We start from the raw sequence: 25,393 nt of genomic DNA, 5'->3' as shown, positions 1-25,393 counted from the left end.
CGGGAACAAACTCCTCCCTGCTGGTTCGGCCCCATCCCAAGTTTCATCCCGGGCACGATGATATCGGGAATCCGCCAGACGCATGGCATGGGTGGGGCTTCCGAGCGAAGGAGGCAGCCAGTGGAAGTGTTCGTCCTGATTCTGTGCGTCGTGGCCGCCGTCCTTATATCCTCCTTTGTTTCACGGTTCATCCCCAGGGTCTCGACTCCCCTGGTACAGATCGCCCTCGGCGCGATCATGGCCTGCCTGCCGGTTTTCCCGGAAATGCAGCTGGACCCGGAACTCTTCATGGTCCTCTTCATCGCCCCCCTGCTCTACCTCGAGGCCCACACCATCAACAAGGTGGAACTCCTCAAGGACATCCGCTCCTCCTTGTCCCTGGCAATCGGTCTGGCCGCCCTGACCATGGTCATGGTCGGGGTCATCCTGCACGCGGCCTGGCCCATGTTCCCCCTGGCCGCAGCCGTGGCACTCGGCGCCGCCCTGGGACCGACCGATGCGGTGGCCGTTTCATCCCTCGGCAAGAGCGCCGACCTGACCGCCAGTCAACGGTCCACCCTGGCCGGCGAATCCCTCTTCAATGACGCCACCGGAGTCATAGGCTTCCAGTTCGCCATTCTGGCCACGGTCACCGGCTCATTCTCCATGACCCACGCCCTTCTGGAGTTCGTCGTGGAATTCGTGGGCGGCATCGGATTCGGCATCATCATGGGCTTCCTGGTCAATTGGATCTTTGAATCCGCCCGCCGGATGGGCTGGGAGACCACGACCACCAGAATCCTCCTGGAGCTCTTCCTGCCTTTCGTGATCTACCTGGTCGGCCAGAACGTTCTGCATGTCTCCGGGGTCCTGGCCGTCGTGGCCACCGGCCTCATGGCCCGGTTCGACCACACGGGCGTCGGCCCCAACACCTCCAAGGCCAACATCGTCTCCACCAGCGTTTGGAAGGTCCTTTCCTTCAGTCTGAACGGGGCCGTCTTCATCATCCTGGGCATGCTTCTGCCCACGGCGATGGGCACCAGTTGGCGTGACCGCCGGGTCAGCAACTGGATGCTCGTAGCCACCATCGTCGTAGTGGCCCTGACGGTCATCCTCCTCCGGTTCCTCTGGGTGACGACCGTACTGGTTTTCGCCAGGGACAAGGAGACCGGGAGGCGCCGCCCCATGACCGCCCGGCGCTGGCGTTCGGCCGCCGTCATGACCTTCGGAGGCCCCAAGGGAACCATCACCCTCTCCCTGGCGCTGACCATCCCCTACACCATCTCCAACGGAAACCCCTTCCCCATGCGCAACGAGCTGATTTTCGTAGCCGCTGGGGTCATCATCGTCACCCTGGTCCTGGCCAACTTCGCCCTGCCCCTGCTTGCACCCTCCCGTCAGACGGAGGTACCTGCCCAGCAGGTGGAGAAGTCCATCGACGTTCTGCGCAGAACCATCAGGGAGCTTTCGACCAGGATAAACGACGAGAACCGCCTGGCCATCCAGCACGTCATCAAGCAGTACAACCATCGAATCGCCAAGCTCAAGTCGGAGATTGGGCAGTACTCCCCCAAGGAATTCGAGGACCTGCAGGTCCAGACCATGGAGTGGGAGCAGGATTACATGGCCGAGCGGCTGAGCCGGATCGAGGATGCCGCCGACCAGATTGAAACCCGCCTGAACCAGGAGCCGAAAGGTAACCAGGAGAAGAGTGCCCCGGCAGCTGCAGACACCTTGAACGACACAGCCGACGCACCCTCCGCTGCGGTTGGGGCCGATACGGAGGATGCCGCGGCCAGGGTCCCCCAGTCCGAGGAAAGGACTGTGCCCGAAGCCGGGAACCCCTCCCCCGCGGTCGATGATGCTGCGCCGACCGGCCAGTTGCCTGCGGGCACCGCCGCCGACCGGGATGCCGATGCGGACATGACCCGCAGCCTGCAGAAGGCCGAACAGGCTCGCGATAACGCCGAAGGGGAAATCCGCAGGCCCGAGGAAATCCAGGCGAGCGAGGATCAGAACCGTCTCTTGGAGCTACGTTGCCAGGAGCAGGCCGCCAGGAAAATCCTGTCAACCATCTCCTCCTCCCTCTTCCATCTGGACAAGGGCGGGGAGATTCGCTGGCGCACATATACAGCACACAGACGGGTACGCGGCCTCGTCCGCAGCATCTTCTACCGTCTAAGGCACAAGACGTTCAAACTCAGCGAAAACAAGGTCTTCTTGGCAGGACGCCATCTCCAGGCGGAGATGAACCATTTCCTGATTGAGAAGCTCTACGCCGAGCTGGGCAAGGGACGGTTCAAGACCGAGGACCTCCTGACCACCATCATCAACCACCAGATGATCGAGTCCTCCGCTGAGGGCCGGACCGATTACTCCGGCATGCCCGCCGTCAGGGATAACGTGGAGGAGGCCAAGCACGAGGGTTACGCCATTGAACTGGGCCAGATACAGGACATGTTCGAGGCCGGTGAGATCTCCCGCTCCCTTGCCAAGGAACTGCGCCGCAACGTATACGTCATGCAGGTGGATGCGGACTCGGCCCTCTGATTACATGAGTCCCGAGCTGACGTTGATGTCTGCCAGCCACTGGCGCAGGTCGTTGAGCTCACGGATGTCAACACTATGGTCCAGGTGGTCGTACTCATGGGCCTGCAGCCAGGTGTGCTCGTCCAGCCAGGCCGCCAGGGCCCTGAACTCATACTTGGGAACGATCGTGTCCTCGGAACCGAAACCGAAGAAGACCGGCTTCTCCAAATCCGCCAGGCGGGCATCGGCAGGGGCCGTGCCCTCCACCAGTCCGGGGGCCAGGAATCCTGAAAGGCAGACCGAGGCCCGGTAACGCTCCGGATTGACCCTCAGCAGATGGACCGCCAGCATCCCTCCCTGGGAGAAACCCATGACCACAACCTGCCTGTCGGCGGGAATGTGCTCCCCCACCCACTCGTCTATGGCCTTGGCCGCGGCATATCCGTCCCGGTCCAGATTCTCCCGCTCCGGGCGCATGTCGTGGAACCAGGTGTATCCGGGGCCGAACATCCCCTTCTCGCTGCCCGGTACCACCATGGGGGCCCTGAGGGAGATTGAATCATTGTAGGGAGCCACGTAGCGCATCAGATCCGCCACGTCCTCCTCGTTGGAACCCCAGCCGTGCATAATCAGGAAAAGTGGGCGGCTGGTATTGGCGGCGGCCTCCTTACGGGAATACAGGGCGTACTCCACCGTGAGCGGGTCACCGAATCGCCCGGGAACCGCTGTGGACTCCCTGCCAATCAGGCCCGTCCGGTCTTCTGCGCCTTTCCCACCGTCACTGATTGCTTCAGCATTACCCATACCTCCACGATACCGTCCGCCGGAGGTGAATGCACGATAGGACCGAACGGCAATCCTGGTTGAGACCGCATAATGTAGTGCACCCATGCGGGGCAAGGCAATCACAATGAGACAGTACGAGAGACGAGGCAGACAGCTACCGCCGAACGGACGGAGCCGAGATGATAAAAGCGACCAAGGCTCCGGGTCAACAGTGATTCGGCGCCTTGTCTTCTCTGTTTTAACGTTCGGATTCCAGGGATTGGATCTGTCCACCCCAATCCGCCTGGAGCCTGGACATCTGGTCCGCGTTACCGATGACCACCCACCGTTTGCCCGAAAGCAGTCGCATATCCGAAACGGAAAGAGCCTCACCACCACCGAATCGGTCCAAGAGATTCGCGGCCTGGGAACGAATGGGCCCCTTGGCCAGGGACGCAGCGGAATCATTGTTGAAGACCGCATATGCAACCTTGTTGCTGGCGCAGTACCTGACGTGGGAGACCCCGACGAACCTGTCCACACCGGCTTCCTGCCATCCCGAAGAACAGGAGCCCACAGCCCGATCTATGCCCTGGGTCATGGCCTGGGCTGAATCAATCGGAGCAGCATCGACCTCCTTGGCCTTGATCAGCCCCTGCGGATGACCCTCGGCGATGACCAACCCCGCAACCGTGAAGAGGACCCCACACAGGAGGAGGATGATTCCACCCGAGCCCACAGAACGGTGCCGGCCCGCAGGCATATATGTGTGCCTGGCAACAATGACCAGGACCACCGTCAGGAGGGCAAACCCCAGGGAGGCACCCGCCCAGGCGGAAATCGCAACCCGACCGATGACCCCCAGCCTGGTCGGCGCAACGGCATGGGCCAGGAGGGCAAGCCCGGCCAGGACCGAGACCAGACCGGTAATGATGGCGAGCCTGGCCCAGATGTTGGCATGCTGAACCTGAACGGGACGCTCGTCGATATAAGGGCCAGGAGGATAGGCAGCGGGCAAGCCCTCGCCGTATTCGCCGTCCGTCAACTGCTGATCGAGCTGGTTGAATCCATCAGCCATACGACTCACCGCCCTTCCGCCCAGGCTTCATCGACTTTCGATACTGCCCAGTCTATGGTCGGTACGCGCACGAAACCCTCCAGGCGGGCAATGATTCACCATCCTGTCAATTCCGCCGACGGGCGGGGCGCGGCTCAACCCTTGGTGGAGCGGGGGTCCTCCTTGCCAATGGTCCTCTTGTCGCGCACCTGATTGGCTCCCTTCTTGTGGACGTTGACCTCGCCGCCACCGGACCTGTCCGCATAGACCTTGGCCTGCTTTGCTGCCTCCGCCTGGGTGGCAAAGGTCTTGGAGGCGCGTGAGGCCCCGGCCCTCTTGACGCTCCAGACGTCACGCCCCTTCTCGAATTGCACGTGATAATCAGCCATGATGACTTCCTTTCAGTACCTCGCTGTACTTACTCATCATCCACCGCCGACCCAGGGCGCAAGTGCTCCGACACGCCTGCCCCCTGCACGGAAATCGTCGGGCAGATTCGCCACATTCCACGAGCCTGGACTGGCCGCCCAAGCCGATTTAGACCGGCGCATATCGCAATCCGCCACAGATAGGCACGATTCCCCAATTGAGCAGGCCAAGAGATACAAGAACAGAAACTGAATATAAAGGAAGGGAAAATCGAACCACGAGGGAAATGGAATCTCCGAGAGCGGGCGACGGGAATCGGACCCGCCTCTGAAGCTTGGGAAGCTTCCATTCTACCAATGAACTACGCCCGCAGTCGCACCGTCAGTACTTCGTATGAACAGCACGCAGGTCTTTATGATAGCAGTTCCTGAGGATACGCGCGAGTCCGCTCCCCAGGCCGTGGCGGCGTCCACACTGGCACCGGCCCGCGCTCTGGGTCCGGACCGCCCCGGCAAGACCACTATGGCCTTGGGCTGGTGGCACCCGGATATGCCGCCGACTGCCTGCTGTCGAATCCTGGGGGTTTCAGTGCAGACCGCCATCTGCGACGGCCACAGGATTGAAGCCTGAGCACACGGCCCACAGCCCACCAAATCCCGTCAGCACCCCAAACGGTTCAGTAGCCGATTTGGCTACCTGCCCCGCCTTCTGCATCCACCTGGGTCTGGCCCATCTCCTGGCTCATGCGCATAAGGCGGGCGATGCGCTCATCAGTAGGCGGGTGGGTGGAGAAGAGTCTGCTGAATCCCTCGGCCGAGAAGGGGTTCTCAATCATCATGGCGGCCGCGCTCTGAGTACCGGAGGTCTGTGGCATGGGCACGGCCTGGGCACCATAGGAGATCTTGTTCAGGGCGGACGCCAGGGCGGCCGGATCACCGGTCAGGCGGCTCCCATCCTCATCAGCGTCATATTCACGTGTACGGGAGATGGCCATCTGAATCAGGGAGGCGCCCAGAGGGGCCAGGATGGAGCTGATCAGAACACCAATCAACCCCAGGGCTCCTGTCGAATTATCCCGTTCACGGTCGCTACCACCGCCGAAGTACATCAGGGAGTACCCCAGATACGTGATGACCGTGGCCATGGCCGAAGCAATTGCCGAGGTCAGGATGTCGTGGTTGTAAACGTGCATGAGTTCATGCCCCAGCACGCCCCGAATCTCGCGTTCGTTGAGGATGCGCAGGATTCCCTGGGTGCAGCAGACGGCTGCATGGCGCTCATTGCGGCCGGTGGCGAAGGCATTGGGCGATTCGGTCGGGGCAACGTAAATCCTGGGCATGGGCTTGCCTGCACGGCCCGAGAGTTCCCGGACAATCCGATAGAGCTCCGGGGCCTCCTGTTCACTGACCGGCTGGGCGTGCATGGAAGCGATTGCCACCTTGTCGGAAAACCAGTAGGACCCGAATGTGGTGGCCAGACCGACGATGATGTAAACGCCCAGGGTCCCCTGCCGACCTCCGGTCAGCCACCAGATCAGCATAATGACAGCCCACATGAGGGCAAACAGCAAGGTCGTTTTAAGACCGTTGAAATGCCCGTGAACCTTCAGCTTGCCATCCATGAGTCATATGTTAGTCTGCGTTGCTGGATTTTGACTGAATAGAAACTGTGCGGTCCCACCATGCATGGCGAGACTGCACCATCGACCCCGCGGAAAGCAGTGGGGCTGAAAATCCGCCCTAAGCGCCACCCTCCAGGGTCCTCCTCCGGAACTACTCGCCGTGGGCCAAACTTCTGAGCTTATCGGGGTCGGTGACCTTGATGTGCTCACGCCCAACCTTGGCGCCCTCGGCACGTTCGTAGGCGTCAACCCGCTTCCAGCCGGCGAAGTCGATGGGGGTTATCCCCTTGGAGGCCAGGAGACGGTCGATGGAATCGTCGGCACGGTCGGGGGCCAAACGGCCATGGGACTCAGTGGAGGCCAGATCATCCAGCATGTTGCCGATGGTCTCGAGGGCATCGGACTTCGTGGATCCAATCAGGCCTACCGGGCCGCGCTTGGCCCATCCCGTAGCATAGAGGCGATCGATCGGGTGACCACCCTCGGCCTGGGGGGCGGAGCAGACCCGACCATGTTCGTTGGCCAGGGTGTACCGGGAGAAGTCGTAGGGGATGCCACTCACCTCGGCAGGCTTATAACCGATGGCATGGTAGACCGCCTGGACCGGGCACTCCTCGTACTCGCCGGTTTCGCCCATAACACCCTCGGGGGTCACCTCGGTCTTCTCCAGGCGAATGCCGCTCACCTTGCCGTCCTGACCCAGAATGGCTGCCGGCATCCGGTTGAAGTGAATGCAGAATCGACGGTCGGCCGGGTTGCCCTCGAAGTCGACGCCGCCATCCGCTTCCATGTCTTCGGCCATGTCCTTGATGGCGTAGAGCTCCTCCAGCATCTGCCTGGTCAGCTTGTCCTGTGCGGCCAGGTCGATGGTCTCCGGATCAAGGTCGAAATCCTCATCGTCAAGAACAATCTGAACCCCGGGCAGCTTCTCCAGCTCGCGCAGCTCCTGGACGGAGAACTTGGCCTGGGCCGGGCCGCGGCGGATGAACATGTGGAGCTCGCGGGCCTTGTTCCCCTTGATGCCCTCGTACACGTTATCGGGGATATCGGTGCCCAGAAGATCATCTGCACGGCGCATCAGAATCCTGGCCACATCCATGGCCACATTGCCGCCGCCTATCACCGCCACCTGTTCGGCATCCAGGGGCCACTCCCGACCCGCTGTCGGGTATCCGTCATACCACTCCACGAAGTGGGCGGCACCGTATACGTGATCCAGGCTGTGCCCCTCGATCTCCAGAGGACGGTCGTCCACGGCACCAGTAGCGAAGAGGACCACGTCATAGCGGTCCCTCAGGTCATCAAGGGAGACATCACGGCCGAATTCCACATCCGCATAAAGGTGGATATCGGGGTTATCCAGCGTCTTTTCCAAGGCCCCGGCGATGTACTTGATGCTGGGGTGGTCAGGCGCTACACCGTATCGGACCAGGCCGAAGGGAACCGGCAGCTTCTCGAAGAGGTCGATGCGGGCACGGTTGCCAAGCCCGAGCTCGTCACCCTTCTCCTTGAGCTGACGAAGAAGAATGTCCGAAGCGTAGACCCCGGCAGGGCCGGCACCCACGACTGCAACACGCAACTGCCCATCGGCTACGTCGCCGGTCGGAGAGGCTGAATTGTTGGAATCATTGACCTTGTTATCGCTCATGCCGACCAGCCTAACGTAAAGTCGGAATCCGCAACAGACAGGGTCGGAGTCACTCCCCGGGACTTTCACCAAATTTTGGCAGCCCTGTTTTCCCTGGATGGAGTCGCAGGTGTGCCTCTCCAGCCGGACGAGGGCAGGTCACCGTTTCACCCGCAAGGATGCCACACCCGGGCCCGGGGAATACCAGAAGGGTTCAGTCCCCGTCAAGGAGCGCGGTCAGTGCCCAGAGGATGGAGACCACGTCGATGGCCTCCTGCATGAAGGCACCGACGACAACCGGAATCAGGTCGAAGGCCGCACAAAGCATGCCTACTGTGGCCAGGGAGAGTCCGGCCAGGACCGCCTGAAGCATGACCCGTTTGGTTCGGCGGGCAATGGCGATGGACCTGGGCAGACTGGCGATATCGTCATTCATGATGACCGCCTGGGCCGATTCGGAAGCCGCCGTCGTGGTTCCGTCGGTAATGGCCATGCCCACATCGGCCGCGGCCAGGACCGGGGCATCGTTAACCCCGTCACCCACCATCAGCGTGATGGATCGGGTTATCGATTCACCGACGAATTTCGAGAGCCACCGGTCCCACCAGGGTTCCCGGTTGGGCTCTGCTTTTGCAGCCTCGGCAATCAGGTCTGCCTTGTCCTCGGGGAAGAGGCCAGCATGGACGTCACTGATGCCCACCTGGTCGGCGATGACCCGGGCCGATTCCTCCTTGTCGCCGGTCACCATGGAGAGGCGTTCTATACCCAAGGCGCGAAGGTCGGCAATGGTCTGCGCGGCATCATCCCTGGGTACATCCTTCATGACAATCCGCGCCGTCACATCCCCGTCAATGGAGACGTAAGCAGCCATCTCGTCAGGGGCGAGAGGTGCAAAGGCACTCTCTGAGACAGCCGGGTCACCGCCGGATACATAGGCCATGCGGCCCACACGCACCGTGTGCCCGTCAATGAGCCCCCGGACCCCGTTACCGGCCTCCTCCTGAACATCCTGGGCCTTGAAGCGGGCATCTCCCTGACGAATCCGCCCCTCCTCAACCCGGTTGCCTGCCGCCGTGATGCCGTTGGCCAGGATATGGACCGAATAGGACTCAACGGCCCCGGCCATGGCCAGAACCTGCCCGGTCTCCCATTCGGCGTTCTGCTGGTCGGCCATGTCAACGTGGGTGACCTGGGGCCGCTTGACCGTCAGGGTGCCCGTTTTGTCAAAGAAGATGTGCGAGACCCGGCCCAGGTTCTCAATGACATCCTGGGTCTTGATCAGGAGTCCGGCCTTGGCCAGTCTGCCGGAACCGGCCATGTAGGCCACCGGAGCGGCAATCAGCAGGGGGCAGGGGGTGGCCAGGACCAGGACCTGGGCAAAGCGGGTCGGTTCCCCGGAGATGATCCAGGCCACGCAGGCGATGATGAAGGCCAGAACCGTAAAGGGAACGGCCATCAGGTCGGCCGTCTTGACCACGGCCGCCCGGGAGGATTGGGCCGAGCGGACCAGGTTGAGAATCCGCTGGTACTGGGAATCCCGGGAGAGCTGCCTGGCCCTCATCAGGAAGGTGCCCGAACCGTTGACCGCACCGGACATAATCTGGGAACCCTCGTAGAACTGCCGGGGCATGGGTTCCCCATTGATGGTCGAAAGGTCCAGGGTTGCCGAGGGGCTGACCATCTCGCCGTCGACAGGCACGGTCTCTCCGGGTTTGACCACCAGGAGGTCGTCCAGAGCCACCTGAGCCACCGGGACGGTCTTCCAATCCGATTCCTCGGGCAGGCTGTGCCCATCAATCCGGGCCTCCCTGCCGCCATCGACCACATGGGCCACCTGGGGCGCCGCCTCGACCAGGAGGGTCAGGTTGCCTTGGGCCCTGTTGTTGGCGTATTGCTCGATTGCGTCGCCCGAGTAGAGCATGAGAACCACGGCCCAGCTGGCCCAGTACTGCTTGACGGCCAGGGTGGAAAGAATGGCCACCACCGCCAGGATATCCACGCCGACGTGACCATGACGGACGTCGTCTATCATTCCGCGAAGGGTGTCAATAAGGGAAATGGCGACCAGGATCGTAACAACCCACTGAGCAATCACCTGATGGGGCCGCCATAGCAGGCCCATGGCCAGACCGCAGGCCAGGACCAGCCAGAGCATGGGTACCTTGGAGGCAAAGGACAGGATTTTCTTCATCACCGCTCCCGGAGGTCGACAGACGACGAGGCGCCGATGGATGCCCCTCGCTTCTCCCGTCCACCCTATATCCAGATGTGTTTCCCCGAGCCGAACGACATGAGGAAAGACCGACTGCCCGCATGGCGAGCGCCGCAGGACCATTCCGTGGATTTAGACGGGAGAAGCTGAGGCGATGAAAACAGGTGGGGTTCCCGGACACCAGCCTATGATGTCCAGAAACCCCACCTGTCAGAGCGCTCTACCCTGCCTTCGGGGCGCGAATCGCTACCCCACGGCGCGAACGGTCACACTCGGGAAAAGCGTTCTCCGGTTCACTGCCCGAAGAAGAACCCGAAGGGATCCTGCGGGTTGTTTCCGTTACCGCTACCGGAATCATCCTGTCCGGAACCGTCATCACCGGAACTCCTCTTATTGGACTTGGGCCTGCCTTGCACGGCCTGCTCTTCCTGGTCGAGGGTGATATTCAGATCGACGGCCTGGTTGTTGCGCACAACCGTAATCTTGGCCGAACTGCCGTAGGCCGCGGCCCGCACATATCCCAGGAGGGAGTAGTTGTTGTTGACCGCATTGTCGTTGAAGGCCACGATGGTGTCGCCGGTCTTGATGCCCGCCTTTTCCGCGGGGGAACCGGCGACCACCTTGTTGACCTTGGCACCGCCACGGGTGACCCCATCGGCCTCGACCGTGCCGCTGGTAATGGTCACGCCCATGGAGACGTGCCTTGCCTTGCCGTTCTTGATGATCTCCTCGGAGATCCTCTTCACCAGGTTGGAGGGGATGGCGAAGCCGATGCCGATGGAACCCGCCTCGGACTGTGAGGAGGCCATGGATGCGATGGAGGAGTTGATACCGATGACCTGACCGGCGGCATTGAACGTAGGACCGCCCGAATTACCGGGATTGATGGCCGCATCCAGCTGGATGGCGTTGGTCACGACGGGGTTGTTGTTGCTCTCATCCATGACCGAAACAGGGCGATTCAAGGCCGATACGATACCCGTGGTGGCTGTGTTCTCATAGCCGAGCGGGTTTCCGATTGCCATGACATCCTCACCGACGGCCAGCTGGTCCGAGTCGGCGTACTGAATCGGTTTCAGGTCACTCGGGGCCTTTTCCAGGGCGATGACCGCCAGGTCGGCCGTGGTATCCACCCCGACCACCTTGGCTGTATATATCTGGCCATTGGACAGGGTGACATTGATCTCCTGGGCACCATCGACCACGTGGTTGTTGGTGACCACATGGCCCTGGTCGTCAATGACCGCACCAGAGCCTGCACCCACACCGTTGTTGACCTTGACCTGAATGGAGACCACGGAGGCGGAGACATCCTTGCTGATGGCCTGCCAGTCAGGGGCCTTCCCGCCCTCGATCTTGGCGGTCCCCTGCCCGGAGGAGTTGGAGGAGATCCCGCTCAGGCTGGATGAGCTGGGAAGACTGACCCAACCGTTGGAGAGGGCGGCCCAACCAAGACCCAGCATCAGGGCCGCAGCGACCAGAGCCGCCACCACGGCGGTGAAGACATACTTGCCGGAGCCACTCAAGGAACCCCCACGCATGGAGCCGTCAGGAGCCTTGCCGTCGCCACCCGGAGGGAAGGACCCCTGACCCTGTGCGGCAGGCCGACCGAAGACGGGGTATGGAGCACCCGGACGGTTACCAGCGGGGGCACCACCATTGGCGGGCTGCCCGAAGACTCCGCGCCCACCGGGCTGGCCCTGTTGGCCCGAGGCGGGCTGTTGCCCGGGTTGACCCTGTTGATTCTGCTGGGTCTGCTGGGTCCCGGGTGCGGTCTGTCCGGTCGGGGCATAGGCACCATACAGCGGAGCCGGACGATAGTAGGCCTGCCCCACCTGCTGTGGCCGCGCATCCTTCGACGCATCGGATGACGAAGTGGGAGTTCCACCCGCACCGGGAGTTCCAGGATCCGCGTTGAGGGACTGGGCCGACACCCCGTCCCCGTTCTCCGGGACTATATCCATCGGGTTGGGTGCGTAATCGGTCGAAGCCGCTTGCGGCTGGGCGATGGGCTCGGGCCGGCCCATCTGGCCGGCTCCATCCTGCTTGACGGGTTCACTTCGTTCTGCGGACTCCTGCTGGTTGGGTGCCTCAGCCCGCGAATCGGCAGTCTCGTTCTCGATATGGCCGGTCTGCCATGACTGGTTCCCATCCGACCCCTTCCAGGGTTCGGGCCTGTTCTCTTCAGCCATTCCTGCTCCTTCGAATCAACTCTATGCACTGCCTATTGCTTGGCCGCTCCTGATAATCTACCCCGGCAACCCGCGATATTCGTTGATTATACGTAGGCTATCGGGTCCTTATTATCATCCGAACCGCTATCAGACTAAGACAGGTGGCCTGGATGATTTCTGAACGTTCCATGAAAGCGGATTGTGACCTTCCATCCAATCTGCCGAGAGCGTGCCTCCTGGTGGCGAATCGCTTAGCCATGCTTTTGGATACAGTGAAACCATGACCTTCCTCATGAATCCCCTGGGAGCGGAACCCGGTCGACCGGGCGACCGTTCCGCCTTCTCGTTCGAAGCCATCACCCAACTGCCCTCCGCTGCAGACGGACTGGGCCGCGAGGGGCGGCGGTACGGCCGGACCGGAATCATCCATACCCCCCACGGCGATATTCATACGCCGGCTTTCATCCCTGTGGCCACCCAGGCCGCCATGAAGGCCGTGCTGCCCGAGCAGATGCGCGAAATGGGTGCCCAGGTGCTTCTGTCGAACGCCTTCCATCTCTTTGAACGTCCCGGCGAGGATATTCTGGACCAGGCAGGCGGACTTGCCCGGTTCATGAACTGGGATGGCCCCACCTACACGGATTCCGGCGGATTCCAGGTCCTCTCCCTTGGAGCGGGATTCAAAAAGACCCTGGCCATGGATGTGACCGGAATGCAGTCCGACGAGGTCATCGCCGAAGGGAAGGAACGCCTGGCCTTCGTCGATGAGGACGGAGTCACCTTCAAATCACCCCTGAACGGGGACCAGCACCGATTCTCTGCCGAGATATCCATGGGAATCCAGCACAAGATCGGGGCCGATGTCATGTTCGCCTTCGATGAGTTGACCACCCTGATGAACACGCGCTCCTACCAGGAGAAATCAGTGGAGCGGACCTTCCGGTGGGCCAAGCGGTGCGTGGCGGAGCATGAACGCCTGACCGCAGAGAGGACGGGAAAGCCCTATCAGGCCCTGTTCGGCGTCGTGCAGGGGGCCAATTACGAGGACCTCCGCCGCAAGGCCGCCGGTCAGATCGCCTCCCTGGACTTCGACGGGGTGGGCATCGGCGGGGCCATCGAAAAGCGGCTTCTGGGCCAGACCTGCGCCTGGATATGTGACGAGATGCCCGAGTCCCGGCCCAGGCACGTTCTGGGCATCGCCGCCGTGGACGATATCTTCGCCGGTGTGGAAAATGGCGGCGACACCTTCGACTGCGTGGCACCGGCCAGGTGTGGCCGCAACGGGGCCGTCTTCACCCGCGACGGCCGTTGGAACATCAAGCGCGCCCAGTTCAAGAACGACTTCAGGCCCATTGAGGAGGACTGCGACTGCTACGCCTGCACCAACTACTCCAGGGCCTATATCAACCACCTTCTGCGGGCTCGGGAATTCAACGGGTTCACCTTGGCCACCATTCATAATGAGCGCTTCTTCGTCCGCCTCCTGGACGAGATCCGCGCCTCCATCGATGGCGGCTATTTCGATGACTACAAGAAGGAGACCCTGGCAAGGTTCTACGCCAACGGATCCAGGGGGTAAAACCAACACGCTTGTAATTGCGCCACCTGCGGGGACATGCTATCATTTCTGTTTGTCTGCGAACGTGGCGGAATGGTAGACGCGCTGTCTTCAGGTGGCAGTGAGCGAATGCTCGTGAGGGTTCAACTCCCTCCGTTCGCACGGAGACGAAACGCCGTCGACAAGGGTCCTTCCCTGTCGGCGGCGTTTTCCATATCTTCAATCAATCAGGTGCCGGAAGCAGCACTCCCGGCATCTCACTTTTTATAGACCCTCCGGGTCTTCTTCGATGTCCTGATCATCGAAGACCTTCCGCCCACTGTAGAGGTCCATGTCCAGCTCGTTTTCCGTCCTGGCCACAATGACGGCCGTATTGGCGGCACCAGCCACGTTGACCAGGGTGCGGCCCATGTCGACCAACTGGGAGATGGGCTGCATGATGGCGATGAAGGGAACGGGCAGACCCGCCGCCGTGAACAGGGAGGTGGCGGTAATCGTGGCCGTACCGGGCACACCCACCGTCCCGACGGAAACCACCAGGGCGAAGACAATCAGAAGGGCAAAGCGCACGAAGGAGTACGAACCACCCTGGGCATTGATGGCGAAGACCGCCAGGAGGACCGGCCAAAGACCGGCGCATCCGGGCATACCCAGATTGGCGCCCAGGCTGGCCACGAAGGAGGCGGTCTCCTCCGGAACGCCGGCCGAGCGCAGCTGGCGGACGGTGACGGGAATGGTGCCGATGCTGCTCTCGGAGGTGAAGGCCACCACACCCGCAGGCCAGAGGGCCCGGAAGAAGGGCAGGGGGTTGACGCGTCCAACCAAGGCCAGAATCAGGGGCTGGGCCAGGAAGAGCTGAATGGCCAGTCCCAGGTAAGCCACCAGGAGAACACCCAGAAGAGGCAGGAGACTCTTGAGGCTACTGTTCCCGATGGCGGCCGCAATCAGGGAGAGGACAGCGTAGGGGGTAAAGCCGACGATGATCTGGGTGGCCTTGGAGAGCACCACATTGCCGGCCTCGACGAAGGCCTTGAAGGGGGCCACGCTCTTCTCGCCACGCGGGGTGGAAGCGGCCTTGTTCATGGAAACAGCCAGGAGGATGGCGAAGATCACAATCGGAATGACCTGGTTATTGGCCCAGTTATCGGCAAGATTCGACGGGAAGAGCCCTACCAGGGTATCGACCACACCGGGCACCTCGCGGGGTTTGACCCCCTTGGGCAGGGCCTGGTCAAACCCCTTGCCCACCTGGAAGAGCAGTCCGAGGACCAGAGCAATCACGGCTGCCGTGAAGGTATTGACCAGCAGGAGCACGATGGTCTTCAGGCTGATGTTCTTAAGCCTGCCGGCCCCGCCTATCCGCCCGATGCTGGCCACGATGCTGAAGAGCAGGAGGGGGACCACTATGGCCGATATGACCTTGGACCAGATGGCACCGAAGGCTCCCACGTAAGCGGTGTGGCCCGAGAAGCCAACCCCCACGATGATTCCCAGTACCGTGGCTATGATGACCCGCCAGCTGAAGTTGACCTTGGTCTTCTTGCTCAGCAGGGCCAGCCCTGCAAAAAGGACGACGACGACTATCAGAGCCGCCCAGTCCCAACTCGTTTCCGACATCGGATCTCCTCTTTTAGCAAACCTTCCCAGAGACCGGTCGGCCCAGGGGTGGGGTTTAATCTAGCAGGAGAAAAACGTAAGTTCATCCGGTTCGGGCCTAATGCATATATCTGTTGCTTATGAGGCGTTATTCCCGGACCGATCAGGCCGATTGAAAGGCGGTTGCCGACTAGGAGCGGACCAGGCGGGCGATGGCCTCGGAAGCCTCTTCCATCTTCTCGTCGGCCTCCTCCCCACCCTTGGCGGCGGCCTGACGGACACAGTGGTTCATGTGGTCATCCAGAAGCGTCAGTGCCACCGATTTCAAAGCGCTGGTGGAGGCTGCAATCTGGGTGAGGATGTCGATGCAGTAGGTATCGGACTCGACCATCTGCTCGATGGCCCTGACCTGACCCTCGATACGCCGAAGTCTGGTGATGGTTCTCTTCTTGTCGTTGGCATATCCGGGCAAGGTCCACTCCATTCCTGGTCGGACCATGGCCTGCCGGGCGGGAACCGGGGATTGTCCATGAAATCCGTCTTGAAATCTACCATCAGTATACCCCCCGGGGGTATTATGGAGGCAATCCACTCCGAAAGGGTGATTCATGAGCAGCACTCTGGTTCTCATTGCGGCCCTGGTCATAACGGCAGGCATCATCTGGTACTTCTTCGCGCCCAAGAAAGCCGCCCAGGCCAAGGAAGAGGACGGCGTCCAGACCGTCCGCATCACAGTCAAAGGCGGATACAGCCCCCAACTGATCCAGGTTCAGGCCGGGCGGCCGGTCAAGCTGGTCTTCGACCGCCAGGAGAGCGGAGAGTGCTCCTCGCACGTGGTCTTCAACGACTTCAACATCGACAAGACCCTGCCTGCCTTCCAGACCTCGACCATCCAGCTGACACCGCCCAAAGCCGGCGACTACCCCTTTGCCTGCGGAATGAACATGCTCCATGGGATGCTCCGGGCCACCGACGGACCCCGGGCAGGGGATACCGCGGACTCCACCCGCGCGGAGTCGGACGAAACGCAGCCCAATCAGGAACAGAGGAACCGGGGGCAAATCAACCAGTCTCAGGAGGACCAGGGCGAAGCGGACCAGGAACGAACGGCTGAAATCCGCGACCTGACCCGACGGTTCATCGTGGCCCTGATCTTCACCCTCCCGGTCTTCATCCCGGCCATGTTCGGCATGTTCATCCCCATGCCCCGCATCCTGATGAACCCCTGGGTTCAACTGGTCCTGATTCTGCCGGTCATGTTCTACGCAGGCTGGCCCATCCACCGCACCGGATGGCTGGCCCTGGCGCACCGGACTCCCGAGATGAACTCCCTGGTCGCCCTGGGCACCGCCACCGCATTCCTCTACTCGCTGGTGGTCACCATAGCGCCGCAACTCCTCCCCGTCGGCAGTCGTGAACCCTACTACGAGGCGGTGGGAACCATCATCACCCTGATGATTCTCGGCCAGATACTTGAGGCACGGGCGCGACGCGGCACCGGTGATGCCATTCGCGCCCTGGTCGGATTGAGGCCGAAAACGGCCACCGTGGTCAGGACCGACCAGGATGGCATGGAGACCACCAGGGAAATCCCGGTCGACGATGTGGCCGTCGGAGATGTGATCCAGGTTCACCCGGGCGAGAAGCTGCCAGTGGATGGCCAGGTCATTTCGGGGTCATCCTCGGTCGACGAGTCCATGGTGACCGGCGAACCCATGCCCGTTCTCAAACAAGAGGGCGACTCCCTGGTGGGGGCCACCGTCAACGGGACAGGCTCCCTGCGCTACAGGGCCACCCAGGTCGGTCAGGACACGGTCCTGGCCCAGATCATCCGCCTGGTCAAGACGGCCCAGACCTCCAAGGCGCCCATCCAGAAACTTGCCGACCGGATATCCTCCATCTTCATCCCAGGGGTCATCCTGGTGGCGCTGTGGACCTTCGTGGTCTGGTGGGTCTTCGGCCCCATGCCCCGCGGGGTCTACGGAATAGTGGCGGCGGTCTCCGTCCTGGTCATCGCCTGCCCCTGCGCCCTGGGACTCGCCACCCCACTGTCGGTGACGATCGGAACCGGGCGCGGAGCCCGGGCCGGCGTGCTCTACAGGTCGGCAGAGGCCCTCCAGGGGGCGCATGATGTTGATACGGTCGTGCTCGACAAGACGGGCACCATCACCCAGGGCCGTCCGGAACTGGCCGACGTTCTGACCGCACCGGGGGTGGACGACCGGCTCCTGATCAGGGCGGCCGCGAGCGCCGAGAGCAACTCCGAGCATCCCCTGGCCCAGGCCATCGTTCAGGCAGCCAAGGACCGCAACCTCGCCATGGTCCAAGCCGACGGCTTCGATTCGGTCACCGGCGAGGGCATCGACGCAACCTTCCCCCCGGGCTCCTTCCAGGAAGACAGGGCGGAAGGTCCCCGTAACGGGGATGCCATCCATGTCCTGGTCGGCAACCGCAGGCTCCTCGAAGGCAAGGGAATCGAGTCGGGTGCCGAACGGTCGGACCATGCGGACACACAGTCGCTCTTCGACACCGCCCGCAGCTGGGAAGACCAGGGGCGCACGACCATCTTCGTCGCCATTGATGGACTTCCGGCCGGGGTCCTGGCCGTGACCGACCAGGTCAAATCCGGCTCCAGGCAGGCCATCCATGACCTGAACGAACGCGGCATCCAGACAATCATGTTGACCGGCGACAACCAGGGCACCGCCGAAAAGGTGGGTGGTCAGGTAGGTGTCAACCGGGTGGTAGCGCAAATCCACCCCGAGGACAAGGCGGGCATCGTCAAGGCCCTCCAGGCCCAGGGGCACAAGGTCGCCATGATCGGGGACGGAATCAACGACGCCCCGGCCCTGGCCCAGGCCGACCTGGGTATGGCAATCGGCACCGGAACGGACGTGGCCATCGAGTCCGCCGACGTGACCCTGGTCTCGGGCGACCTGAATGCAGCCGTCAAGGCCATCGACCTTTCGGCGGCGACCATGCGCAACATCCATCAGAATCTCTGGTTCGCCTTCGGGTACAACGGCCTGGGCATACCCATCGCCGCCGGTCTCCTCTACCCCTTCACCGGCCTCCTCCTCAACCCGATGATCGCCGGGGCCGCCATGGCCTTCTCGTCCCTGTCGGTGGTCCTGAACGCCAATCGTCTACGCCGAACCCCGCTCAGGGCCAGACCGGTCAAGGGGGCCACCCCCATCGACATGGATGCCCTTACTGCGGATATCAACATTTCCGACCATCAAGAACACAACCAAGAGAAAGGACATGAGATGGGACTCTTCCACCGTCATGACGACAATCAGCAGAATCAATCCGCCAAGGTGACCGACCCGGTCTGCGGTATGACCATCGACCCCGACACGGCTGCGGCCAAGCGCGACTATCAGGGGAACACCTACTACTTCTGCTCGCAGAACTGCGCCGACACCTTCGACAAGGACCCGGAGAAGGTTCTGAACAAGTAGGTTGGGCGGCAGGCCAGCACCCGTGAGGTGGGCCGCCTAGTCCTCCTCGTCGAGTTGGCAGGGCTCATCCAGGAAGGCGAAGATACGGTCCAGATAGGGACCAAGAACCGCGTTCGGCATCTGGTAGAGCTCGTGCATACTGTCGGGTATCTTCACCAGCTCGGCCTGGCAACCCCCATCGCGCACCTGGGCCACGAACCGCTCCTGTGGCGAGGGAAGAACGAAGCGGTCGTGCTGAGCCTGGAACACCAGCAGGGGTGACTCCACCTGCCCACACTGGGATGGTCTCAGGACCGCCCTGCTCAGTTCCAGGCTCTCCCTTACCCAACCGAACGTGGCCGCGCTGGTCTGGAAGCGGACCTGGTCCCGCCTTTGCCGCTGGACCCAGGTCACCCGGGCCCGGCTTCCCCCGGGGTAGTTGTCCATGTTGATTTCCGGGTTGAAGGGACCGAATCCAGGCGCCATCCGCCTGCTCCACCCCATCAGACATGCACCATTCGCCGCACCCCAGGCCACAGCGGGCATAAGCCCTGTTCTGGGAACAATCATCGGTGAAGAGAGAATGGCCTTGTCGATCATGACAGGGAACCTCTCCAGGAGCCGCGCCCCCACACCGCCACCCATGGAATGGGCGTACAGGACCAGGGGTCGGTCACCTGCATAGGACCGCCCCACCTGGGAGCAGAAGGCCGCCAAGTCGGCCACATAACGCTGCCAGTGATCCACCCAGACCAGATTGGGATCAGAGACGCCCCGCCCAGAGAACCCGTGCCCCCAATGCTCCAGGATGCAGACCGAGTACCCCTCCATCAGGAAGTACCAGGTCAGCTCCTGGTACTTGTCAGCGAACTCCGTGAACCCGAAGGAGATGACCACCGCACCACGGCAGCGGGCCTGGCAGGGTTCCGAGGTGCGGTCCTGGAACTCGCCCCGGTCGTAGCAGACATAGTGAAGAAGCTCATCCGACCCGTATCGATCCCGGTCCGCCTCATCCACCAGGACGCCGCCCTTCCCCGAAGCACTTTGGGAGGTCATCCATCCCTCGTGGCGGCAGAGGGCAAGATCCGGCAGGACGGTATCCTGCATGATCCGGTCATACCGTTCCTCGTCAATCAGCTCGACGGTCATGGCTCAACCTCCTACATGAGCTTGGTGCTCTCCAGGTTCCGAACAATCCAGTCGTTGAAGCGAATCACGGGCTTGCGCAGAAGAAGGCCCAGCAAAAGGGAGGGAACCAGGAAGAGGGCCAGGGCACCCATCTCCCTCCAGAACTCCATCCCGTAAATACCGGCCACGGCGGATTGCATGGCCCCGATGGCGTGAACGAAGGGAAGGAACGGGTAGACCCCCTGGAAGAAACCGGGCAGGGTCTCCATGGGGAAGGTACCGCCCGAACCGGCCACCTGCATGACCAGGAGGATGACCGCGATCGCCTTGCCGATATCGCCGAAGGACACCACCAGGGTATAGATCAGGTTCATGAAGACGAAGGAGGTGAAAATGGCCACCACAATGAACAGGAGCGGATGGACGCACTGGACCTTCAGATAGAAGAGGTCACCCAGACCAATCAGGCATCCCTGAAGTATGGACAGGAGGGCGAAGATCGCGAACCGACCGAAGTACTCCTGATAGAGCTTGAGCCCGAAGCGCCGGGCATTGCCCGGAGACTCGGGGCGGAACTCTCCCCAGGGGTGGGGGTCGCCGGGGTCGGCCTCGTCTGCATCCGCCCGATTCCAGGCGGCCTGCAAGGAGTCGAGGTGGAGCACGGCCGCCTTCTTCCTGTCGGAGATGGCAACCTTCATCATGGCCGCGAGAATCGTGGCACCCACCCAGATGGAGAGGACGGTATAGAAGGGGGTCATGGCCGACCCGTAGTTCATGACCGGGAAGACGGCATGACGGTTGACCCCGACCGGGGAGGCCAGGAGAGAGGCCAAGGTGTCCGAATCGCCAGCCAGGAGAGACTTGACGCTCTCGGCATCCTGCCCCTGGTAGGCCTGCGTCAGGTGGCCGCTCAGGTCGGTCAACCGCTTCGCGGCCTGGGCAAGCCGCTGGGAAATGCCGGTCAGCTGGTCCTTGGTGTGGCTGATATCATCGGCCATGGAGCCGGTCAGGCCCGAAGCCCCCTTGATGGTGCCATCCAGGCCGGTCAAGAGCTGGCCTGTAGAGCCGACCACGGTATCGACGGCCCCCGCCAGGTCATCCAGTCGCGGCTTCAGATCCTTCCTGTACTGGTCGCGTACCTGGTCAACTGAGGAACGGGCCTGGCTGATTCTGTCCCTAAGGCCCTGGTGGAGTTCATCCAATTTGCCCGAGCCGTCCCTGACCGCCTGCGAAGCCTGGCTGATGTGGTCGGCCAGGTCGCGCTGGGAGGCCTGGGCGGTGCGCATGTTGGCTTGGGCCCGGTCGATGGCATCCAACAGGGCCTGGCGCTGGGCGGGAGTCAGACCCGCGTCGGATTGAACAGAGTCCCGCAAGGCATCCAGGCCGGCAATCAATCCGTCATAGTCGGCGGCCGAGGCGTTGACCCTATTGCTCAAATCGTCCAACTGACCGCTGACCGCAGCACTCTGATTCCCTACCTGGGCAAAGGCGTCGTCAACCTTGGAAGCGATGGTGTCATAGGCTCCGGAAGCCTGGTCCAGGGCCGTATTGACCGAGTCGGCCGAACCGGACAGGGACTTCCCCAGGTCCTTGGTGCCCTTGACTCCCCGGTTCAGGGACTTCCTGGTCTGGGAAAGGGCGGAGTCGGACTGGCCCAGAATCCTGCCGGTGGAGTCGATCATCTGTCCCGACGAGTCCAGCAGACCCGCGTAGGCGTTCACCTGATCGGATGCAGTGGCCAACCTGCCTGATATCTGATTGATGTGATCGGTGGCCCTGTCCAGATAGTCCTGGGCCTGGGGGCTCTTGGAGTATGTGAATACCTGGCTGGCGAGGTCAATCCCCACCTGTCCCACGGTCTTGACGAAGGTCTTGTCGATGGTGGTGGCCACCGTATCCGCACCCTGCTCGGTGACATGAGGGGCGATGGCGTTCTTTTTCTCGTTCAGATAGTACTCAAGCTTGGCATGTTGCATGTCGGGCGAGAACAGGGTCATCATATCCGCACTGAAATCCTTGGGGATGATGATGGCGGCATAGTACTCACCTGAGCGCACCCCATCCAACGCCTGGTCACGGTTGACGAACTTCCAGTCCAACTGGTCGTTTGCCCGCAGGGTGCTGGTGACCGTCTCCCCCACGTTGATCTTGACCGGAATCAGGTCGGACTTGTACCCCTTGTCGGTGTTGGCCACGGCCACCTTGATGGCCTTGGTGTTCTTATAGGGGTCCCAGCTGGCGGCGATGTTGAACCAGGCGTAAAGGGCCGGCACGATAACCAGCCCCATCAGAACTATGATGGCGATGACGTTGCTGGTGGCATCAGACAGGTCCTTGCGCAGTATCCTCCAGATGTTCTTCATCGGTTCCCACCACCTTCCGATTCCTCGAAACCCTTGGGGTCCGGCCCCGAACCGGCCGAACTCCCGGGTGCACCCTCGGATGCGCCGCCCTTCCCCTGGTCCGTTCCGGCCCCGTCACGTCTCCGGATGGATTCGTGGGCGGCAGCAGTCAGCCTGGTCGTGGCGGTGGCTCCTGCACGGCGCCCACGGGCCGCAGGCAGAATCAGGGAGCGGAAGTCGTCACCGGACCTCTCGGTCATACCAAGCTGCTGAACATAGCTGTCACAGATGTACTCGACAACAATCAGATAGGTATCGATCAGCACGATGGAGGCGATGCAGGCAATCAGCATGACAATCTTGGCCTCGGTGCTGAAAAGGAGGATGAGGAAGAGAACAGGCAGGAGAACCAGGGCCAGGCCCGCCCTGATCAGGGACGGATAGATTGACAGGAAGCGGTGGGCCCGCTGCCGCAGAATCGCATGGTAGCCTTCCTCGCCGCCGCCCATGAAGGCCCGGGCCAGGTTGCCGAGGTTCAGTCTCCGGTCGGCCGAGTGGTTCTGCTCGGTCAGCATCAGGTCGGTGGCGCCCAGACGCCGGTCGAAGAGGGCATTCAGATTGAGAAGGTACCGCCGCACCACCAGACCAATCAGGAGGGCAACCGGCAGGTACCAGAAGACATGGAGCATATCCGCCCAGTAATGGGACCCGTACATGCCGCCGATGGTCTCCCGCATGGCATTGATTCCGTAGGTGAAGGGGAGCCAGGGATTCAGGTTCCGGAAGAAGTCGGGCATCATTTCAATCGGATACATACCCGAAGAACCCGGAATCTGCAGGATGACCAGGACCACGGCCAGGGCCTTGCCGATGTGACGGAACGAGGCGGCCAGGGCGTAGATGATGTTGATGTAGACGAAGGAGGAGAACACCCCGGCAAGAACGAAAAGGAGGGGCTGCTGGCACTGGATGCCCAACATCAGGTCGCCCACCGTGGCAATCAGGGCCTGGAAGAAACCGACGAAAACAAGGAGGAGCCAGCGTCCTAGGTAGGCCTGGGTGGCGTTGCACTTGCCGATACCCTCCTTGTCTACCTCCAGCTTATAGATGGCGATCAGAATGAAACCACCCACCCAAAGGGCCAGATTGGTATAGAAGGGCGCCACCGAGGACCCGTAGTTGCTGACCGGGTAGACCGTATGGGTTTCCAGTTCCACCGGGGTCGCCATGGCCTTGCCGAACGACTCGGGGTTCAGACCAAGGGTCTGGGATATCCGGTTCCAGGCGGCCGAGGACCCCAGTGCAGCCACATCGGTACGAACCACATCCAGATCCGACCTGACCGAGGCCAGTGAGGTCTTGGTGGTTGCCAGGGTGGTCTGGGCCTGGCCGATGGTCGAATCCAGCTGGTCAAGGAGGGTCGATGTTTGAGCGGCTGTGGTCGACAGGCTGGTCAGGGCACCCTGGAGGGAGCCGTTGGAAGCATTGAGATTATCCAACCCCGTAAGGAGATTGGGCATGGTGGTTCCGGTCAGCCCCTGACTGGCCGTTGACAGTGCCGCAATGCCCGTATTGCCGGTACCAGCCATGGCCGAGCTGAGATCAGAAGTCGCCTGCTTCTCTGATTTCAGGGCGGCCGACGAGTTCTTCCTGAAACTGTCCAAGGAGGACTTCTGCTGCTGGTTGGTGGTCTTCAGACTGGTGATCTGCCTCTGGATGGTGTCATACACAGGATCCCCCGGTCGCAGTCCGGAATGGTCCAGACCGGACTGAAGTCCATCCACTGCCCTCCCGTTGGCATCGACCAGCTGCCCAAGACTCGAGTTGACGCGATCAACCTTGTCCTGGGTGGTGTTCAGGTCAGCGGTGATGCCGCCGGCCACCGTGTTCACATCCGCAATACCGTTCGACAGGTCTGTCGTGCCGTTGGCCAGAGCCTGGTTCAGAGCAGTGGAAAATCCCAGACTGTCATCCCGAACCTGGGTCATGGTGCCCTGGGCCTTGCTCAGGGTGGTCTGGGTTGAGGCTATCTGGGCCTGCAGATCCTTGATGTTCCGCTTGGAATCCGCCACTGTCTGCCGGGCCTGGCCCATGGTGGAGTCGATCCGATCCAGCTGCGCCGCCATCTGATCGATCTGGTCGATGGTCCGCCCCAGATCACCCACCACCTGGCTCCTGGTCTGCTCGGCCGCCCCTTGGGCATCGCCGGCCGTCTCCAGCACCTTCCCGGCCAGGGCGTCACTGACCGCCGAGATGAAGACCGTATTGATTTCCTGGTCGATTGTGGAGGCCCCCGTATCGGTCACCTTGGGGGCGATGGCATTCTTCTTCTCGTTGACGTAATAATCCAGGGCGGGTCTGCTTCCCGTCCCCTCGACCACACCGACCAGGTCCGAGCTGAACCGTTCGGGAATGATGATGGCCGCGTAGCAGCGACCTGAGTTCACCTCGTCGATGGCCGCCTTGTCGTCGTCCATGAACTTCCAGCCAAGGCTCTTGTTGTCCCTCAGCTCCTGGATGACCGACCGCCCGGCGTTGAGTTTGCCTGTCTGCGCCGACTGGGCCCCCCGGTCCATGCTGACCACTGCCACGGGGAGGTCCTTGGTGTTGCTGTATGGGTCCCAGAGGGCCATGATGTTGAACCAGGCATACAACGATGGGAGGATGGCCACGCCTATGGTGACCACCAGGGCCACGGGGTTGCGCAGTATTCTCCAGAGGTCTCGCCTGAAGATGGTCAGTATGGTCCTCACCGCCAGGCACCTCCTTCTCAATAGTCCGATCCGGTTCACGACAGGGTGTTTCCTGCCGCCAGGTCCGCCAGCGGTCTCGCCCCGCCCGAGTATAGCCACCCTGCCTTGAAGCTTGTCCGGGTCAGCTCTTCGTGAATCCTCATGTGGACCCCGCAGCCTCGTTTACATGCTCATGCCTATTCGACACTAGGATGGCGAGGCGGCACGAAACATGCAACAATGATGACTTCATCATATGCG

The 25,393-nt window shown here is 61.9% G+C and carries 16 protein-coding genes and 2 tRNA genes; 5 read left to right on the top strand and 13 right to left on the bottom strand.

The window, feature by feature from the left end; genetic code table 11:
- Window positions 1–87: 87 nt before the first annotated feature.
- Window positions 88–2,529 (top strand): cation:proton antiporter domain-containing protein, encoded by a 2,442-nt coding sequence (locus tag H3V08_RS07155; RefSeq protein ID WP_232340445.1) that lies wholly within the window; start codon window positions 88–90, stop codon window positions 2,527–2,529.
- Here H3V08_RS07155 and H3V08_RS07150 read toward each other — a convergent pair whose 3' ends face one another.
- From H3V08_RS07150 to H3V08_RS07135, 4 genes are all read right to left on the bottom strand, one after another.
- Window positions 2,530–3,312, bottom strand: a complete 783-nt coding sequence (locus H3V08_RS07150; RefSeq protein ID WP_198182209.1) for an alpha/beta hydrolase — start codon at window positions 3,310–3,312, stop codon at window positions 2,530–2,532. It abuts the gene before it with no gap.
- Window positions 3,313–3,532: 220 nt separating this feature from the next.
- A complete protein-coding gene (locus H3V08_RS07145) occupies window positions 3,533–4,351 on the bottom strand; it encodes a hypothetical protein (RefSeq protein WP_198182208.1) in 819 nt (272 codons plus the stop codon).
- Window positions 4,352–4,485: 134 nt separating this feature from the next.
- Window positions 4,486–4,719: a DUF2188 domain-containing protein gene (locus tag H3V08_RS07140; protein ID WP_033491456.1), complete on the bottom strand. Its 234-nt coding sequence runs from the start codon at window positions 4,717–4,719 to the stop codon at window positions 4,486–4,488.
- 280 nt (window positions 4,720–4,999) lie between these two features.
- Window positions 5,000–5,070 (bottom strand) — tRNA-Gly (locus H3V08_RS07135).
- A 43-nt stretch (window positions 5,071–5,113) separates the two neighbouring features.
- On the opposite strand from H3V08_RS07135, the gene H3V08_RS07130 reads away from it, so the two are divergent.
- Window positions 5,114–5,329: a hypothetical protein gene (locus tag H3V08_RS07130; protein WP_198182207.1), complete on the top strand. Its 216-nt coding sequence runs from the start codon at window positions 5,114–5,116 to the stop codon at window positions 5,327–5,329.
- A gap of 46 nt (window positions 5,330–5,375) precedes the next feature.
- Here the strand turns inward: H3V08_RS07130 and htpX are convergent, their stop codons facing one another.
- The 4 genes from htpX to H3V08_RS07110 all read right to left on the bottom strand — a co-directional run bounded on the left by htpX (window position 5,376) and on the right by H3V08_RS07110 (window position 12,351).
- Window positions 5,376–6,320 (bottom strand): zinc metalloprotease HtpX, encoded by a 945-nt coding sequence (htpX, locus tag H3V08_RS07125; protein WP_198182206.1) that lies wholly within the window; start codon window positions 6,318–6,320, stop codon window positions 5,376–5,378.
- A 151-nt stretch (window positions 6,321–6,471) separates the two neighbouring features.
- On the bottom strand, window positions 6,472–7,968 hold the full coding sequence (locus H3V08_RS07120; RefSeq protein ID WP_198182205.1) for an FAD-dependent oxidoreductase: 1,497 nt from the start codon (window positions 7,966–7,968) through the stop codon (window positions 6,472–6,474).
- A 193-nt stretch (window positions 7,969–8,161) separates the two neighbouring features.
- Complete coding sequence (locus tag H3V08_RS07115; RefSeq protein WP_198182204.1) at window positions 8,162–10,138, bottom strand: heavy metal translocating P-type ATPase; 1,977 nt, start codon at window positions 10,136–10,138, stop codon at window positions 8,162–8,164.
- A 314-nt stretch (window positions 10,139–10,452) separates the two neighbouring features.
- Window positions 10,453–12,351 (bottom strand): trypsin-like peptidase domain-containing protein, encoded by a 1,899-nt coding sequence (locus H3V08_RS07110; RefSeq protein WP_198182203.1) that lies wholly within the window; start codon window positions 12,349–12,351, stop codon window positions 10,453–10,455.
- 262 nt (window positions 12,352–12,613) lie between these two features.
- Here H3V08_RS07110 and tgt point away from each other — a divergent pair, with 262 nt between their 5' ends.
- On the top strand, window positions 12,614–13,912 hold the full coding sequence (gene tgt, locus H3V08_RS07105) for a tRNA guanosine(34) transglycosylase Tgt (protein WP_033498595.1): 1,299 nt from the start codon (window positions 12,614–12,616) through the stop codon (window positions 13,910–13,912).
- Between the two features lie 58 nt (window positions 13,913–13,970).
- Window positions 13,971–14,053: transfer RNA gene (locus H3V08_RS07100), tRNA-Leu, on the top strand.
- A 102-nt stretch (window positions 14,054–14,155) separates the two neighbouring features.
- On the opposite strand, the gene H3V08_RS07095 is transcribed toward H3V08_RS07100, so the two are convergent.
- On the bottom strand, window positions 14,156–15,508 hold the full coding sequence (locus H3V08_RS07095) for a dicarboxylate/amino acid:cation symporter (protein ID WP_110444363.1): 1,353 nt from the start codon (window positions 15,506–15,508) through the stop codon (window positions 14,156–14,158).
- 169 nt (window positions 15,509–15,677) lie between these two features.
- On the bottom strand, window positions 15,678–15,959 hold the full coding sequence (locus H3V08_RS07090) for a metal-sensitive transcriptional regulator (protein ID WP_033498596.1): 282 nt from the start codon (window positions 15,957–15,959) through the stop codon (window positions 15,678–15,680).
- 136 nt (window positions 15,960–16,095) lie between these two features.
- Here H3V08_RS07090 and H3V08_RS07085 point away from each other — a divergent pair, with 136 nt between their 5' ends.
- Window positions 16,096–18,951: a heavy metal translocating P-type ATPase gene (locus H3V08_RS07085; protein WP_198182202.1), complete on the top strand. Its 2,856-nt coding sequence runs from the start codon at window positions 16,096–16,098 to the stop codon at window positions 18,949–18,951.
- A gap of 36 nt (window positions 18,952–18,987) precedes the next feature.
- Here the strand turns inward: H3V08_RS07085 and H3V08_RS07080 are convergent, their stop codons facing one another.
- The 3 genes from H3V08_RS07080 to H3V08_RS07070 are packed head-to-tail and all read right to left on the bottom strand — an operon-like array spanning window position 18,988 to window position 25,153.
- Window positions 18,988–20,079 carry an alpha/beta fold hydrolase gene (locus tag H3V08_RS07080; protein WP_198182201.1) on the bottom strand — a complete coding sequence of 364 codons (1,092 nt, stop codon included), beginning with the start codon at window positions 20,077–20,079 and terminating at the stop codon, window positions 18,988–18,990.
- Window positions 20,080–20,090: 11 nt separating this feature from the next.
- Complete coding sequence (locus tag H3V08_RS07075; RefSeq protein WP_198182200.1) at window positions 20,091–22,421, bottom strand: YhgE/Pip domain-containing protein; 2,331 nt, start codon at window positions 22,419–22,421, stop codon at window positions 20,091–20,093.
- Complete coding sequence (locus H3V08_RS07070; protein ID WP_198182199.1) at window positions 22,418–25,153, bottom strand: YhgE/Pip family protein; 2,736 nt, start codon at window positions 25,151–25,153, stop codon at window positions 22,418–22,420. Before H3V08_RS07070 ends, H3V08_RS07075 begins: the two co-directional genes overlap by 4 nt.
- Window positions 25,154–25,393: the final 240 nt, after the last annotated feature.

It is taken from the genome of Bifidobacterium sp. M0307, from assembly GCF_016100445.1.
GTDB lineage: Bacteria > Actinomycetota > Actinomycetes > Actinomycetales > Bifidobacteriaceae > Bombiscardovia > Bombiscardovia coryneformis.
The sequence above is the reverse complement of the archived record's forward strand: the minus strand, read 5'-3'. Positions and strand labels throughout refer to the sequence as shown.

What these genes read in the sequence shown, in the direction of transcription:
- H3V08_RS07155 (WP_232340445.1), top strand. Translation starts at nt 88, where the DNA reads ATGGGTGGGGCTTCCGAGCGAAGGAGGCAGCCAGTGGAAGTGTTCGTC.
- H3V08_RS07150 (WP_198182209.1), bottom strand. Translation starts at nt 3,312, where the DNA reads ATGGGTAATGCTGAAGCAATCAGTGACGGTGGGAAAGGCGCAGAAGAC.
- H3V08_RS07145 (WP_198182208.1), bottom strand. Translation starts at nt 4,351, where the DNA reads ATGGCTGATGGATTCAACCAGCTCGATCAGCAGTTGACGGACGGCGAA.
- H3V08_RS07140 (WP_033491456.1), bottom strand. Translation starts at nt 4,719, where the DNA reads ATGGCTGATTATCACGTGCAATTCGAGAAGGGGCGTGACGTCTGGAGC.
- H3V08_RS07130 (WP_198182207.1), top strand. Translation starts at nt 5,114, where the DNA reads ATGATAGCAGTTCCTGAGGATACGCGCGAGTCCGCTCCCCAGGCCGTG.
- htpX (WP_198182206.1), bottom strand. Translation starts at nt 6,320, where the DNA reads ATGGATGGCAAGCTGAAGGTTCACGGGCATTTCAACGGTCTTAAAACG.
- H3V08_RS07120 (WP_198182205.1), bottom strand. Translation starts at nt 7,968, where the DNA reads ATGAGCGATAACAAGGTCAATGATTCCAACAATTCAGCCTCTCCGACC.
- H3V08_RS07115 (WP_198182204.1), bottom strand. Translation starts at nt 10,138, where the DNA reads ATGAAGAAAATCCTGTCCTTTGCCTCCAAGGTACCCATGCTCTGGCTG.
- H3V08_RS07110 (WP_198182203.1), bottom strand. Translation starts at nt 12,351, where the DNA reads ATGGCTGAAGAGAACAGGCCCGAACCCTGGAAGGGGTCGGATGGGAAC.
- tgt (WP_033498595.1), top strand. Translation starts at nt 12,614, where the DNA reads ATGACCTTCCTCATGAATCCCCTGGGAGCGGAACCCGGTCGACCGGGC.
- H3V08_RS07095 (WP_110444363.1), bottom strand. Translation starts at nt 15,508, where the DNA reads ATGTCGGAAACGAGTTGGGACTGGGCGGCTCTGATAGTCGTCGTCGTC.
- H3V08_RS07085 (WP_198182202.1), top strand. Translation starts at nt 16,096, where the DNA reads ATGAGCAGCACTCTGGTTCTCATTGCGGCCCTGGTCATAACGGCAGGC.
- H3V08_RS07080 (WP_198182201.1), bottom strand. Translation starts at nt 20,079, where the DNA reads ATGACCGTCGAGCTGATTGACGAGGAACGGTATGACCGGATCATGCAG.
- H3V08_RS07075 (WP_198182200.1), bottom strand. Translation starts at nt 22,421, where the DNA reads ATGAAGAACATCTGGAGGATACTGCGCAAGGACCTGTCTGATGCCACC.